Here is a 14,265-nt window from a genome sequence, read left to right on the forward strand (position 1 = left end):
CGTCACGCCACCTTTTCGAAGTAGGTCTTGAAGCTTGGTGCGCTCAGGCCGGTCAGGTCGTAGGCGTCACGATAGCTCAGATAGTCGGAGTTCACAGCGTTGAGCACGGCCTCGGAGAACACAGATCCGAGCTTGTACTGCTTGCTGAGGAAGTAGTTGCCTCCGACCTTGTCAGGCTTGGCGGTCTCGGGCACGTCATCCTTGTAGCTCCGCCAGGCAGCGAAGAAGGTGTCCTCGTCGATGAGCCCCATGTCCTTGGCTTTCCGCGCGACAACGACAAAGTTGACCTTGCACGTATGGGCGATAGCCTTAAGCGCAGGATAGGCGTCCGTGGCACCGCCATCGAACCTGCTCGCCAGGATGCTCGTCGGCACAAGGAAGTCGGCGGCGACGGCGTTGCAGAACCGCTCCAAGGTGACGTCGCTATCCTCGTCGTCGGGCGCGTTGCTCACGCCCGTCTGGGCAAAGGCCAGGTGGCATAGCTCATGCACGAGCGTGAAGATCTGCGCGCTCTTGGCGTCGCGTCCGTTGATGAAAATAATCGGGGCCATGTCGTCCGCCAACACAAAACCTCTGAACTCGTCCACATCCAGTGCGCGATGCGTGTTGTCGTTCACCACACCATTGATGACCACAGAGATGTTCGCCGCCTCCACGCGGTCTTTAAGCATCCTGAGCGCCTCAGCAACCGTCTTGCAGGAGGCGGCCCAGCCCTCATTGAGCTTCAGAAGCCCGCGCAGGTCGCTGACGACCCTCTCTCCCGTCTCATCGCTGCGGTCGGCCCATCGGTAAGAGCCCACAAATCCGACGGGATCGTATCCCTCATGCAGGAAATAGTCCCGCAGCCAGTCCTGCCTGCCCATCATGGCGTCGATTGTGTCGAAGAGTTCGGGGCTCGGGTCTTGGGACGGCGTGTCATTCACTGTGCGGAAGTCTGCGATCTGTAGCGCATAATCGGGCAACTCGCTGCCAAAGAGCTCGCTTACGCTCACATGGGTCTTGTTCGCGAAGTCGCGCAGCTGTTTGACGGTCGGCTTCCAGGAGCCGTCGAGCCACGCACGGTACTTGGGGAAAGCCTTGACGACCTGCTCGCCGGAAAGGCCGCTGCGGCGAACGGCCCATTCAAGCACCTCGGGATTCAACATCGCCATGTCGTAGCCTCCTCTCCTCTGCCGTCAAGCACTCAAGTACCATTGATTTGATTATATGTGGTGCAAGAGGGAGCCACTACAGCTAACAGGACCGACGGACAAAAATCGCGGCGCCAATCTTTGCCTTGCCGTAGGACGGGTCCTACGCAAGGGCCGGGGCCGCCTTGAGGCGGCCCCGGCCCGGCGTCTTGTTGTGCTGGCTACGAACGACGGATGAGTTCCGCCACCAGTTCCGTGACCTGACCGACCTGCCGGTCGTTCACGTTCTCTGCCACGTCGTCCGCCGTCCGCGAGAGCGCGGGCACGCCCTGCGACGACACGCCCATGATGGTCGCCGCGCGCAGGGAGGCTTCCATGGCGGGCGTCGCGTCCGTGTCGGTCCAGTCAAAGCGTATCCTGCCCAGCGGGATGTGCAGGTCCTTGGCGACGGCGGCGAGAAGCTTTGCCAGGCGGCGGTCCGCCCTGTGCGCCGAGCTGACGCCCTCCTTGGTCAGAAGCGTAAGGTCGCCGGCACCCACGGAGTCGAGGTTGATGACGAACGCGCCGCGTATGGACTTGCGGTAGTCCGCCAGGAACTCCCGCATGCCGGCGTGACGCAGGGTCGAGGCGCCAAGCGCGACGAACCAGATGTCGTGTGAGAGAAGCTCATCGTCGCTCATACCCAGAATCGACTCGCGCAGGTCCTCCTCCGAGGGGCGCTCCCTCGCGTCGGGCGAGTTGACGTCGGATGACGCCTCCCCCGCCTGCGGCGCCTCCTCGTCCCGCAGGTCAAAGCGCTCGGTGGCACCGCCCTTCCACGGGCGGCGTCGTCCGTTGCCGTCTTCCTCGTCCTTGAACTTGTCCCAGGACCCGATGGCGCGGCCGTTCGTCTTTGCGTCGTAGTCCTCGTCAACGCCCAGCCACTCGCTCATGGAGTCCGGTTGCTCCTTCTCCTCGCGTCTCTTCCTGCCAAGGCGCCCAAAGCCCCCAAAGCGCTCTGACCGAGGTCGCTTCGAGGACGCCGGGGCCGCTGCGGGCTCGGTATGCTGGGGGCGCACGAGGCCGATGGGCTGGCGCTGGCCACGCGCCTGCGCCGCGCCGTCATCCGACGGAGACTGCGCGTCCTGGACGTCGATGGGGGCCAGGTCGTCCGGGGCAAAGGGGTCCTTGGGCATGACCGACGGATCCGGCAGGTCAAAGAGGGCGGCGCGCTGAGCGACGGGCGGGGCGGGGGTATAGTCGGGCGTCCCCCATTGCGGGTCGTCGATGGGACGCGGGGCGGGACGCTCCTCGGGCTGAGGCTCCTCCTCGGCAAGGTCGAGTCCCGCCATGTCGCCCTCGACGAGGCTGCGGGTGTCATCCCCAGTATCAAAGTTGCCTTTGACCAGTGAGGATGGCGAGGCGTCTTCCTCGCTGGAGTCGGGCGTGACAGTTGTGCCTGACTCCTCCGTCGGAGGCTCTGCCTGCGCCGTGCTGTCGGCGTCGTCCTGCTCCTGAGGCAAGGTGGCATCGGCAGCGGCGCGGCCGGCGGGCTCCACGTCGCCGGTCTGGGTCGGATGCGGCTCGTCCGTCGCGGCGGCCTGCGTCGGCCTTGCCACCTCGGCCGTGCGCGACGTGTCGGGCAGCGGCATGAAGGTCTCGGTGTTTCCCGACATCTTGTCTCGCTTTGAGAGGCGCCCCCCTATGTCAGCGAGCGCAAAACGAATCTTGTCGAGGATCCCGGCAGGCTCGACGTCATAGTCGTCGAGGTCGTCATCGTAATAGGCGTCATAGGGCCGCTCGTCGTAGGAGCCCTCCGAGCGAACGTCGCCGTCGGTCGCGGAAGCAAGGGCGTCATTGTCGTGAGGGACGTCGGGTGACGGCTCCGCCGTGGCTTCGACGCCCTCGGTGGCGTCACGGTCGTCTGGGGTCTCACCACGACGGGCGGGTGCCTGACCGTCGCGCCCGGCGTCGTCGACGCCAACCACCTGATACTCCGGGATGGGAACCCGGTCAAGCAGATCTTGGGCCGTGGGAGGGTACGACGCCCCCGCACGCGAGCCGTCGTCGGCCCTGTAGGCGTCATCGACGTGCGGGGCGTAGCGGGCGGTGGCCTGGTCGTCGACGGGTGCGGCGACGTCGGCGGTGACGGAAGACGTCACGCTGCGACGGTGCGGGTTGATGAAGGGCGGGATGTAGCCGGTCCCCGTCTCGTCATCGACCTCCGGGCCCTCCTGTTGGCCCTCGGTCGGCGGAAGGTAGAAGTCCTCCACGCGAAACTCCGGCATCGCGGGAACTTCCGGCAGGCGCGAGAGGTCGATCTTGGGACGCGGCGGGCGCTCATACACGATCTCGCAGTCGGACGGGAGAATCTGGAGGCTCTCGACGAACCCCGCACCGCGACGGACGACGCCGTGGAAGACCTCCTCGGTCGCGACGGACGCCGACGCGGTCTGAGATGACGTCGCGGGCGCGGGCGCCGCAGCGGACGCGGCCGGCTCCCGGCCTGGCCGCACGTCGTCACCTGCGGCCTGCGCCTCGTGGGCCTGCTCGATCGAATCCTCAGGCGCGCCCTCTTCAGGGCTCTTCGCGTCGTTCTCGTCAGCGTGGGGCGCCTCGCCGTCCAGCCGGAGCGTCGGCTGGGCCGGCTCGACCGAGCCCCACTCCGACGAGGCCGGCGTTGCCGTGCGCGTCGTCGCCACGACCGTGGGGGCGCCCGCCGCATCGTCCTGAACGTCCCGACCGTCGGGAGCGCCCTCGTCATGCAGGACGGCGCCACGCGCGCGCCCGACGAGGTCGAGGGCGCCCGTGCGAAGCGAGGCGGCCAGGGCGCCCAGACGGGCGGAGACGGCAGCGACGCCCCCGGCGGCGGCACCCTCGTCGGCGCCCCGCTCATAGGGCTCGTCGGGCGCCGCAGGCGCGGCGTCCTCGCCCTCGTGGGTAGCCGGTGCGGGAGCGGTTCCGTCCTGTCGGGCGGGCGCGGTGCGCGGGTGCGACGCCGCCCAGCGCTTGGCCGCGTCGTCCGCGGGACGGACGAGGTCAAGGACGCCAAGGAGCGCCGCGACGGAGGACTTGTTGTCGTTGGCGCCGGCCGTGCAGGGGGCGAACCTCTCGTACACCCCTGCGGCGGCGACGGCCAGGAGGGGAACGCCGGCGAGCATGCCCACGATCCAGAAGAGGTGCCGCGCAGCGTCGGGGATGAAGCCGAGCAGCTGGACGAAGGCGCACAGGGCGATGCCGGCGACGATCCAGAGAGACGAGCGGCGGATGACGGGAAGGAACCCGGCGGTCTGGGGCTTGTGGAGCAGTCCCTCGTTGGGCGTGTCATAGTGGGCCACCACGACGATGGGACGGTTGCCCTTGACCACCAGCGGACCCTCGGCGCGATGGACGCCGATGACGTTTTGGCTGCGGGCCTTGGGACCCAGGCCGCCCAGCAGGTCATAGCCGCCAAAGCGCGCGGCAAGGACGCCCGTGCACAGAAGCACGAGCAGCCGGCCGATGACGCCGGCGGGCGTGCCGAGAATGCCGGACATGACCATGCCGATGACGAGGAGCAGGTAGGTCAGGTCGTGTGCCAGGTCGCCCTGGGCGGGCGCGTCAAACTCCTGGATGGTGGCGTCAAGGCCGTGCTCGTCCATGATCGCATGGATGAGCTGTGCCGCATCCAGCTCCTCCTGGCTGTTGGCCGGGGCGATGTCAACGCGGTCGTTGAGGTAGTCTGTGTAGTCGCGCGTGGAAGCCATGCTGTGTTCCCCTTGCCGAAGGCTGTCTCGACTATCGATTCAACGATAGAGTATACGTCTAAAGGTGCACGTTCGCCGACGCGGCACGCTCCAAACGGGCAACGGGAGCCCGCCGGGGCCCGCGCTCGGGCGACGGAAGGCGGGGCGCAGCGTGGGCAAGGGAGGTCGCATGAGCGAGACGCGCCAGGAGGGCGGCGGGCGCATGACGAAGGATGACGAGCAGGCCCGGCGCCTCGCGAGCCTCATCGTCGCGTTCTCCAACGCCAGAGGGCCCCTTGCCGGCTCGGAGCTGCATCAGCGCTACTACGGGAGCCTGGTCAAGGCCAGCTTCGACACCGCCTTCAAACGTGACCGACGGCGTCTTAGGGCGTTGGGCCTGGTGCTTCGCCCCATCTCGCTCGGCGGAGGGCAGACGGGATGGAGGGCGGACCCCGACGAGAGCTTTGCCGGCGAGCAGGGGCTGTCCGACGAGGAGTCCCTGCTCGTTGACCTCGTCTGCCAGCCCCTCCTGGATGACCCCGAGTTTGCCCTGCGTCATGAGCTTGCGCGAGCGCTCGAGAAGGTGGACCGCCGATACATGGGGGGCGCCGTGCGGCGAGGGACGGCGAGGGACGACGGGGGCCTGACGGCGGGGCTCCTCCGAGCGCTGTCGGAGCGACGCCCCGTTGAGGCTCTCTACCAGGACGCCCGAGGAGAGACGAGCCGCCGCTCGCTCGCGCTTCTCGGTGCCTTTGGACTGCACGGCTGCGTCTATGTCGTGGCGCAGGACAGCGCCGAGCTGGCCGCGGGCGCGCCGTGGCGCGAGCGGGCGCGGACCTTTCGCGCCGACCGCTTCCTTGAGCTGCGGGCGGGCGGCGATGCGGGCGCCTATGAGATTCCCGCCGACTTCGTCGTCAACACCTTCTGCAAGCTTCCCTTCCAGATGGGGCCTCGTTGCGCCCAGGCGCGCGTCGTCGTCCCCCCGTCCTGCGACCAGGACGCCCGCGCCCAGCTTGAGGCCGGGGCGGGACGACGGGACGGCCGACGCGAGGAGGGAGAGGTGTGGCTCGTCGACGTGGCAGACCTCAGGGGCGCGGCGCGCTGGCTCATCGGGGCCGGCATGACCCCCCTTGACCCGCCGTCGCTGCGGGAGGCCTACCGCGTCGTACTGCGGGAGGCCCTCGCATGAGCGCCGCCAGGGGACGACGGGGCGGAACCGACGAGGCGCGCGAGCTCGCCCTGCTCCTGGGCGCCCTCGCGCACGAGGGTGACGCCATAGACGTTGCGGGCATCTCTAGACGGCTGGGCTGCGACCGCGAGCACGCCCGTCATCTCATGACCCTCCTCCTCCAGCTTGAGGACGAGGAAGGCACCCCGCTGCCGCTCGTCGTCGAGGGAGACGAGCCTGACGCCGTCACCCTCTTCTCCTTTGGCCATGGCATCAGGGGGCGCGCGCTACGCCTGAGCCGCGGCGAGACGGAGGCGGTGCTGGCGGCGCTGATGCGGCTGGGCATGAGCCAGGACGACCCCCTCGTCGTCAAGCTGCGCAGCTCGGCGGGAGACCTTGCGGTGCGCGGGGGCGAGGTGCTGCGCACGCTGGGGTCAATCGCCGGAACGTCCGACGTGACGGGGCTGCTGCGCTGCTCGCTCGCGCTTGTGGCCGAAAGGCGCCTGGCCTTCTCATACCAGGGACGACTCGACGAGAGGCCCCAGAGGCGCGTCGTTTGGCCGCTGGAGGTGCGCAGCGAGAGCGGCCACTGGTATCTTGACGCGGACGACTGCACCCGCGACGCCCGACGCAGCTTCCGCATCGACCGAATGGGCGAGCTCGCGCTTGCGGAGGGAGACGAGACGCCGCCCCTGGAGCCGCGCAAGGGAGGCGGCAGGGAGGTGCGCCTGGTCTTTCGCGAGCCTGCCCTCCTTGACGAGGCGCCCTGGCCCGGCCTGCGCGTGTGCTCGACGGGCGCGGGAGTCGTCGAGGCAACCGTCCCCTACTTTGGCGGCAGCTGGCTCGTGCGGCGGCTGTGCTCCTGCGGGGCGGGCGTCATCGTGCGCGACGAGGCGCTGCGGCGCGAGGTCCAGGACCATGCCGCCGCCCTGATCGGGGCCCTGCCGAACCAGGACGGAAGGGCGCTCGCCCCAGAGGGGCGCCCCTGACCCTCGATCGGAGGGCGCCCAGGCACACAGACTCGGGAGTCACCAGGCCCCGATTTCCTAACTTTCGCGCGAGCGGCGCCAGGTCTCCAGGTAGCGGGCCATGTGCGCCCTCTCGAGCCGGATGGCGTTTGGGTTGGGAAGCGACCTGACGAACTGGCTGCCGTAGCGCTTTGACACCAGGCGCGAGTCTGCCAGCACCAGGACACCAACGTCGCTTTTCGTGCGGATGAGGCGGCCGGCCGCCTGCTTCGTCGAGAGGACCGCCTCGGGCAGCGAGTAGCGCCACCAGGCGCGATCCTCCCTCAGCTCACGCTCCCGAACCAGAGGGTCATGGGGGCTCGCAAAGGGCAGCTTGGGAATCACCACGCAGCGCAGCGTGTCGCCGGCGGCGTCAAACCCCTCCCAGAACGACTTGAGCGCCATGAGCGAGCAGCCCTCATCGGCAAGAAAGCGCTCACGCAGGCGGCGCGGCGAGGAACCACGCTCCTGACACAGCAGCTCAAGCCCCTCCTTGGCCAGTCGCGGGCGCAAGGACTCATGCAGCCGCTCCATGTCACGGCGATTGGTGAAGAGCGTGAGCGTGGAGCCTCCCATGGCACGATGCACGTCAAACAGGAGCTCCTCAAGGGCGGGCAGGTAGGCGGCGTCGCCGGGGACGGGCATGTCTTGGGCGATGACGACGGACATGTTGCGCTCAAAGTCATAGGACGAGCCCAGGCTCAGCCCCGCATGGCGCCCCGCCCCCTCGACGTCAAGACCCACCGCATGGTCAAAGTGGTCAAAGCTGCCGCCCACCGTCATGGTCGCCGACGTGAACACCACGCTGCGCTCCTGAGACAGCCAGCGCTCCCCCAGGTCGGCCCCCACGTCGATCTTGCGGGCCATAAGGGCGTCGCCCCTACGGTCGCGCCGACGGCAGGACAGCTCGGCCGAGTACACGAAGCTCTTGTCGTCGCCGCGCGCCATGAGCCCCAGCGACGCAGACAGGTCGGGCACGAAGGCGGCTGCGGCGCGAAGGTCGGCGGCAAGTCCCGCGTCAAGCTCCGCCAGCGTGTCCGCGCCGTGTCGAAGGTCCTTGTCCAGCTCGTCCATACGCTCCTTGGCGCAGGTCAGAGCCTCCGCGACAAGCCGCCACTCCTGTGTCGCGCGGACGGTGTCGTCAATCCAGAGCTCCATGGTGTCATAGCCGCCCGCCCTTCCCAGCCCGCCCAGCTCGTGGATGGCGTCGACGAGCGTCCCCATGGCCTGCGCGGCGGCCGCGGAGGCGGCGGAGAGCTTCGTGAGGAGGCGCACCTGGAGCGTCGAGCCGGAAACGGCGACCAGGCGGTCGAGCAGCGACCTGATCGTCCCGCCCTTGGTGTCGCCCAGGCGCTCGAAGCCCTCCTGCGCGACGCGACCCGACACCTCGCGGGCCCATTGACGGCGCGCCTCCGCCTCGAGGCCGTGGGCCTCGTCGATGACCCAGTGGCGGATGGGGGGCAGGATGCGCCCCTCCATGTCGATGTCCCTCAGCAGCAGCGCGTGGTTGGTCACCACGACGTCGCTCTGCGCGGCGCGGCGGCGGGCCCCGTGAACGAAGCACTCGTTGGGAAAGTAGGGGCATGCCGCGCGCAGGCATTCCTGCGGGGTCGTGGTGAGCATCGTGCGCGGCACGTACCGCCAGCGGATGCCCAGGGCGTCAAGGTCGCCGTCCTGCGCCTGGCAGGCAAAGGCGTAGCTCACGGCCATGGCCGTGAGCATCTCGGAGCGAGCCGTGTTCTTTGACGTCCCGCCCTCCGGAGGCGATGGCAGCTCCACGAGCGACGCGGCGTCAAGACGGCTCAGGCAGAGGTAGTGCTCGTAGCCCTTGAGGCTCGTAAAGCTCACGCCCCGTGGAAGGACGCGCGAAAGCGCGGGAAGCTCCCTGGTGACGAGCTGGTCGGCCAAGGCGTTCGTCTTGGTCGCCACGCCCACGCTCACGTCGTTCATCTGGGCAAAGAGTATCTCGGGGAGCAGATACGCCAACGACTTGCCCACGCCGGTTCCCGCCTCGATGGCGCGATGGGAGCCTTCCTCAAGGGCGTCGCGCACCTCCAGAGCCATGGCGAGCTGCTCGGGACGCTCCTCGAAGCTGTCGTAAAGCGCCGCCGCCAGGCCGTCGGGGCCAAACGCGCGCCTGATGTCGCCCGCGTCGGGCGCACGCAGGTCCATGAGCTCCGCCGCGTCAACCCTGGGCGCGTCGTCGGCAGGGCGGCGCAGGGCGGCGCGCGCCGCCTTCAGCGAGAAGGGCGCGGGATCGTTCATGCTCGCTATGTGGGAGAGAATGGGGCGAAACTGCCAGGCGACGTCGCCGTGCATGGCGGCGAGCTTGTCCAAGAGGTCCTGCGGCAGCTCAAGGAGGCCGGCGAGGATGACGGGCCACATGCCGCACAACGCGTCGACGTCGTCCATGGCGCGATGCGTCACCGAGTCGCAGCCAAAGGCCGCCGCCATGTCGGACAGGCGATGAGACGTCAGCAGCGGCAGGGCGATGCGCGAGAGCGAGAGCGTGTCAACCCAGTAGTCGCTCACCTGCCGCCCGCCTCGTACCTTCTCGACGAAGGAGCGGTCGAAGGCCGCGTTGTGCGCGAGGACGGGCATGCCGCCGACGAAGTCCGCCAGACGGGCGACGGCCTCCTCGCTCGTCGGCGCGCCGGCCACGTCTATGTCGCGAATGTGAGTGAGGGCGCTTATCTCGCTCGGAATGGGCCGCCCGGGGTCAACGAAGGTCTCGAAGCGCTCCACGACCTCCTTGCCCTGAATGCGCGCGGCCGCGATCTCGATAAGCTCGCAGCTCTTGAACGAGAGGCCCGTGGTCTCGGTGTCAAGCGCCACCACGCCGTCCTCGAGCGGGCCAAAGTCGCGCGTGCGGGCGACGGCGGCAAGGCTCGCGTAGCGCCGGAGCGTCCCCTCGGAACACCCGGGCATCATCAGGCGCGCAAGGGCCCCCTGCCCCGCGTCGCCCTCCTCGCGCCGCTTGTCCGGACCCATCAGGCGGTCTCGCGGCCGGAGGCCGCGTCCTCAAGGGCCCACATGACCAGGCGTCGGCACAGCTCCGGAAACTCGATCCCCGCGCGCCGCGCGGCGTCGGGAAAGAGGCTCTGCTCGGTCATGCCCGGAATGGAGTTGGTCTCGAGCATCACGGGCGTGCCGTCGGCCCGGACGATGAAGTCGGTGCGCGAGGCGCCCCGGCAGCCCAGGGCTACGTGCGCCCTCACGGCAAGCTCCTGCGCCCGCTCATAGACGTCCCTCGGCAGGCGGGCGGGTATGATGTGGTGCAGCTCGGCAGGCTCATACTTCACCGTGCAGTCGTAAAACGCGGAGTCAAACGCGATCTCGATGACGGGAAGGGCCGTGGGCTCGTCGTTACCGATGACGGGCACGGTTATTTCCGTCCCCTCGACGCACTCCTCGACAAGGACGCGCCCCCCCTGCGCTCCCGCCGCGCGCACCGCCTCCGGAAGCCGGTCGGTCGCGGTCACGCGCGACACGCCAAAGCTAGAGCCGTTTGCGGCGGGCTTCACGAAGAGCGGAAGGCGCAGCTCCTCCACGAGCGCGGCGGCCTGATCGGCCGTGACGGAGCAGCCCGCCTCGATGACCCTGCCTAGGGGCACGGGGATGCCCGCCGCGCGGCAGACGTCCTTGGCCTTCTCCTTCTCGGTCGAAAGGGCCGACGCCAGTACCCCCGAGAAGGTGTACGGCAGGTGCAGGATCTCCAGAAGTCCCTGGATGCTACCGTCCTCGCCGTACCTCCCGTGCATGGCGACGAAGGCCACGTCGTAGCCGCCGTGGGCGATCGTGTCGATGAACGACGCGTCGGCCACGTCGATAAGGTCAACCGTGCCAAAGCCTGCCTGCTCAAGGGCGTCCCTGCAGGCGCGAGCCGAGGCCATCGAGATGTCCCTCTCGTCAGACCAGCCGCCGCCAAGGACTATGACCTTATAGTGTGTTAGCTCGGTCTTCTCCATTGAGGGCTCTCCTTTTGGCGCAGCATGCTAGCGTAGAATCACACGCGCGAGGCGTCTGCCGCCGGGATGGTCCCGGTGGCTCAGTCGAGGATACTCCACCTTGGGAGACATACACAGAATGGGACCTGCAAATCATGCAGAATGACACGAGCGACATCACTCGGGACCGCCCGACCTCCCCCCAAACGGACGGGGCGGCCGTGCGCAGGCAGGACCTGCGCGACCTGGACGACGCGGGGCTGAGGGAGCTTTTGAGGCAGCTGGGGCAGCCTGTCTTCAGGGCGCGGCAGATTAAGGAGTGGGTCTGGACCAAGAACGCCTCCTCCTTTGACGAGATGACCAACCTCCCCAAGACGCTGCGTGCGCAGCTTGAGGAACGCCTGTACCTGGACGTCCCTGTGGAGGTCGTGCGGCAGGCGTCCGCGGACGGGAGCAGAAAGTACCTGCTGCGCCTTGCCGACGGCGTCACCGTGGAGTGCGTGGGCATGCCCTCACGCGACAAGCTTGCCGTCTGTGCCTCCACACAGGCCGGCTGCGGCATGGGATGCGCCTTCTGCGCCACGGGAGCCTCCGGGCTTACGCGGTCGCTTTCCATGGCCGAGATATATGAGCAGGTCATGCACGTGCGTGACGACTTTGGACGGCGCGTGACGAGTGTCGTACTCATGGGACAGGGGGAGCCCTTCGCAAATTACGACGCATCCGTGGGCGCCCTGCGCAAGCTCAACTCCCCCGACGGCGCGGGCATCGGGGCGCGTCATCTTACGGTGTCAACCTGCGGCATCATTCCCATGATCATGCGCTTTGCCAACGAGCCCGAGCAGTTCTCGCTCGCGGTCTCGCTTCACTCCGCCGTGCAGCGAACCCGTGACGCCCTCATGCCGGGCGTCAAGAAGTTCTCGCTCATACATCTGTATGACGCCATGGGCGACTACGTCGACAAGACCGGGCGTCGCCCCACGTACGAATATGCTTTGATCAAGGGCGTCAACGACACGGACGATGAGCTGGGGGCGCTGTGCGACTTCTGTCGCGACAACCTTGCCCACGTCAACCTGATCAAGCTCAATGACGTCAAGGGCTCCAGGTTCCAGCCTTCCTCGGACGCACGGGCCCAGGAGTTTGTGAGGCGCCTTTCCTCCGTCGGCGTCGTGGCCACCGTGCGCAACTCCCGCGGCGCGGACATCGACGCCGCCTGCGGGCAGCTTAGGCAGAACGTGGGACGCAGATCCATTCGCTAGCGCAACGGGGCGCCGCCCCTAGCCATCGCGGCGCCCCGTGATTATAGAACATATGTTCTTATAGTTGAAACGTCGCTCCTCTTACGCCTGGATTAGCTGCTCCCACTGACTCTCTATGTCCTTGCGACGTCGTTCGAGCTCCTGCACGTCGACGCTCGGAGCTGCCACTGACAGGCTCTGGTCAAGGCAGGTGCGCGCAAGGTTGAGTATGTCTTTGCCTGCGTCCGTCACATGCCTGCGTGCCTCGGGCGTCAGCAGAATCCGCGAGGCACCGTAGACGGCCGCAACCGCTACCAAGATTCCAACGAGCCCGCGCCTCTGCCTCATGCTACTCACTTCCTGACTGCGCGGCAACGATGAGCTCCGTCAAACGGGCAAGCTCTTCCTCGTCAGCAAACTCGATCTCAATCTTGTTCCTGTTCCTCACGCGTTTGACGCGTACGCCTGTGCCAAGACTGATGCGCAGCTGGCGCGCCGCACGCTTGAATGCCTGGGGCGTCGGCTCACGATGGTGTGACGTCTCTGTATTGACAGATATCAATGGAGCGAGATGTTCTGTCTGACGTACCGTCAAATTGTCGTCAATAACCTTTTGGGCAAGGAGCAGCCGTTGATTTTCGCCCGCCACGGATAGTATGGCACGAGCATGGCCGGCCGTTATCTTTCCTGACGCCATCATCTCCTGTACTTCTCGGGGCAGGTCAAGCAGGCGCAGCGTGTTCGCTATTGCCGACCGTGACTTTGATAGGACTTGGCCAAGCTGCTCCTGCGTAAAGCCGTTCTCCTTGAGCAGCCTGGCATAACCTTGTGCCTCTTCAATGGGATTGAGGTCTGCTCGTTGAAGATTTTCAATGAGGGCAAGTTGAAACACCTCGTCGTCGGAAATATCGCGAACGACGGCAGGCAGTTCCGTGAGGCCAGCCAGCTTCGCCGCCTGATATCTTCGCTCGCCAGCAACAATCTCATATCGGTGACCCTTTTTTCGCACAAGGATGGGCTGGAGGACGCCATTCTTTTGTATGGAGTCAGCAAGCTCATGAAGCTTGTCCTCATCAAACTCCTTGCGCGGCTGATCCTTGTTTGGCATGATTTTTTCGATGGGAATCGTCGAGTCTGCCGTTATGGCACGTACCTCAGCGTCGGCCACGCCCATGAGCGATTCAAGGCCCTTTCCCAATCCACTTTTTCTAGCCACGACGCACCACCTCTCGAGCAAGCCGTTGATAGGCTAAGGCGCCCTTGTTCACGCGCGAATAATGGTTAATCGGCAACCCATGCGACGGCGCCTCCGACAGCTTTACGCTACGCGGGATGATTGACTTGAACACCTTCGTTCCAAAGTACTTTCGTACCTCGTTGACCACTTCACGAGAAAGCGTAGTACGTGCGTCAAACATCGTCATAACGACGCCAAATACGTCAAGATTGGGATTGAGGCGCTTTTTTACCATTTTCATGGTCTCAAGAAGCTTGCTCAATCCCTCCAGCGCATAGAACTCACATTGGATGGGAATCAGGATTGAATCTGCCGCCACAAGCGCGTTCATTGTCAATAGCCCTAAAGACGGAGGACAGTCTATGAAGACATAGTCAAACTCCTTGGCTATGGGCTCAAGAATCTCCTTGAGTATTGTTTCACGTGAAACATGAGCGACTAGCTCAATCTCTGCTCCCGCGAGCTGGATGGTCGCCGGAACCACAAAGACGGATTTTTCTATGGTTGGAAGCACCATTTCCTCAAGAGGCACGTCCTTAAGCAGGGCATCATAGATATCATGTGTTAGTTCGTCCTTCTGGATGCCAAAACCGCTTGAGCTGTTCCCCTGAGGATCAAAATCAATGAGGAGAACCTTCTTCTTGTTTTCGCCTAAGACTGACGCAAGATTGACGGCCGTCGTTGACTTTCCCACACCACCTTTTTGATTGATGATGGCAATGATGCGTGTCTCTTTATCGGGAAAGGCACGCTTTATTTCCTTGTACTCCACATATCCTCCCATGTTGCCGCCATAGAAGCTTACAAGCGCCACGTACTCTCATTGACGTA

Annotated in this window: 10 protein-coding genes; 3 read left to right on the forward strand and 7 right to left on the reverse strand. The window is 66.0% G+C overall.

The genetic code is table 11. The annotated features are described in order from the left end of the window. Window positions 1-2 precede the first annotated feature (2 nt). Complete coding sequence (locus tag HMPREF2826_RS02205) at window positions 3-1,151, reverse strand: ImmA/IrrE family metallo-endopeptidase (protein ID WP_070638840.1); 1,149 nt, start codon at window positions 1,149-1,151, stop codon at window positions 3-5. 200 nt (window positions 1,152-1,351) lie between these two features. Further along, the gene (locus HMPREF2826_RS02210; RefSeq protein WP_070638841.1) at window positions 1,352-4,855 is read right to left on the reverse strand and encodes a zinc-binding metallopeptidase family protein; all 3,504 of its coding nucleotides are present in this window, start codon (window positions 4,853-4,855) and stop codon (window positions 1,352-1,354) included. 169 nt (window positions 4,856-5,024) lie between these two features. Here HMPREF2826_RS02210 and HMPREF2826_RS02215 point away from each other — a divergent pair, with 169 nt between their 5' ends. Further along, window positions 5,025-6,023: a helix-turn-helix transcriptional regulator gene (locus HMPREF2826_RS02215; RefSeq protein ID WP_070638843.1), complete on the forward strand. Its 999-nt coding sequence runs from the start codon at window positions 5,025-5,027 to the stop codon at window positions 6,021-6,023. Beyond that, a complete protein-coding gene (locus HMPREF2826_RS02220) occupies window positions 6,020-6,991 on the forward strand; it encodes a WYL domain-containing protein (RefSeq protein WP_070638845.1) in 972 nt (323 codons plus the stop codon). Before HMPREF2826_RS02215 ends, HMPREF2826_RS02220 begins: the two co-directional genes overlap by 4 nt. 57 nt (window positions 6,992-7,048) lie before the next feature. On the opposite strand, the gene HMPREF2826_RS02225 is transcribed toward HMPREF2826_RS02220, so the two are convergent. After that, window positions 7,049-10,000, reverse strand: a complete 2,952-nt coding sequence (locus HMPREF2826_RS02225; protein ID WP_070638847.1) for a helicase C-terminal domain-containing protein — start codon at window positions 9,998-10,000, stop codon at window positions 7,049-7,051. Next, window positions 10,000-10,977, reverse strand: a complete 978-nt coding sequence (locus HMPREF2826_RS02230; RefSeq protein WP_070638849.1) for a D-alanine--D-alanine ligase family protein — start codon at window positions 10,975-10,977, stop codon at window positions 10,000-10,002. The genes HMPREF2826_RS02225 and HMPREF2826_RS02230 overlap by 1 nt, the downstream gene beginning before the upstream one ends. A gap of 131 nt (window positions 10,978-11,108) precedes the next feature. Here HMPREF2826_RS02230 and rlmN point away from each other — a divergent pair, with 131 nt between their 5' ends. Continuing rightward, window positions 11,109-12,218 carry a dual-specificity RNA methyltransferase RlmN gene (rlmN, locus tag HMPREF2826_RS02235; RefSeq protein ID WP_371440567.1) on the forward strand — a complete coding sequence of 370 codons (1,110 nt, stop codon included), beginning with the start codon at window positions 11,109-11,111 and terminating at the stop codon, window positions 12,216-12,218. Window positions 12,219-12,299: 81 nt separating this feature from the next. Here rlmN and HMPREF2826_RS02240 read toward each other — a convergent pair whose 3' ends face one another. From HMPREF2826_RS02240 to HMPREF2826_RS02250, 3 genes are read right to left on the reverse strand one after another with little or no spacing between them, the layout of a single operon-like run. After that, window positions 12,300-12,545, reverse strand: a complete 246-nt coding sequence (locus HMPREF2826_RS02240) for a hypothetical protein (RefSeq protein ID WP_070638851.1) — start codon at window positions 12,543-12,545, stop codon at window positions 12,300-12,302. A 1-nt stretch (window position 12,546) separates the two neighbouring features. Then, window positions 12,547-13,413: a DUF7119 family protein gene (locus HMPREF2826_RS02245; RefSeq protein ID WP_148138304.1), complete on the reverse strand. Its 867-nt coding sequence runs from the start codon at window positions 13,411-13,413 to the stop codon at window positions 12,547-12,549. Then, window positions 13,406-14,218 (reverse strand): ParA family protein, encoded by an 813-nt coding sequence (locus tag HMPREF2826_RS02250; protein WP_070639031.1) that lies wholly within the window; start codon window positions 14,216-14,218, stop codon window positions 13,406-13,408. Before HMPREF2826_RS02250 ends, HMPREF2826_RS02245 begins: the two co-directional genes overlap by 8 nt. Window positions 14,219-14,265 lie beyond the last annotated feature (47 nt).

The sequence above is a fragment of the Olsenella sp. HMSC062G07 genome (genome assembly GCF_001811895.1).
In the GTDB taxonomy this organism is placed as follows: domain Bacteria; phylum Actinomycetota; class Coriobacteriia; order Coriobacteriales; family Atopobiaceae; genus Olsenella_F; species Olsenella_F massiliensis.

Excerpts from the sequence above, each read along its gene's own strand:
- HMPREF2826_RS02220 (WP_070638845.1), top strand. The coding sequence starts at position 6,020 with ATGAGCGCCGCCAGGGGACGACGGGGCGGAACCGACGAGGCGCGCGAG.
- HMPREF2826_RS02225 (WP_070638847.1), bottom strand. The coding sequence starts at position 10,000 with ATGGGTCCGGACAAGCGGCGCGAGGAGGGCGACGCGGGGCAGGGGGCC.
- HMPREF2826_RS02230 (WP_070638849.1), bottom strand. The coding sequence starts at position 10,977 with ATGGAGAAGACCGAGCTAACACACTATAAGGTCATAGTCCTTGGCGGC.
- HMPREF2826_RS02215 (WP_070638843.1), top strand. The coding sequence starts at position 5,025 with ATGAGCGAGACGCGCCAGGAGGGCGGCGGGCGCATGACGAAGGATGAC.
- HMPREF2826_RS02205 (WP_070638840.1), bottom strand. The coding sequence starts at position 1,151 with ATGGCGATGTTGAATCCCGAGGTGCTTGAATGGGCCGTTCGCCGCAGC.
- HMPREF2826_RS02210 (WP_070638841.1), bottom strand. The coding sequence starts at position 4,855 with ATGGCTTCCACGCGCGACTACACAGACTACCTCAACGACCGCGTTGAC.
- HMPREF2826_RS02240 (WP_070638851.1), bottom strand. The coding sequence starts at position 12,545 with ATGAGGCAGAGGCGCGGGCTCGTTGGAATCTTGGTAGCGGTTGCGGCC.
- HMPREF2826_RS02250 (WP_070639031.1), bottom strand. The coding sequence starts at position 14,218 with ATGGGAGGATATGTGGAGTACAAGGAAATAAAGCGTGCCTTTCCCGAT.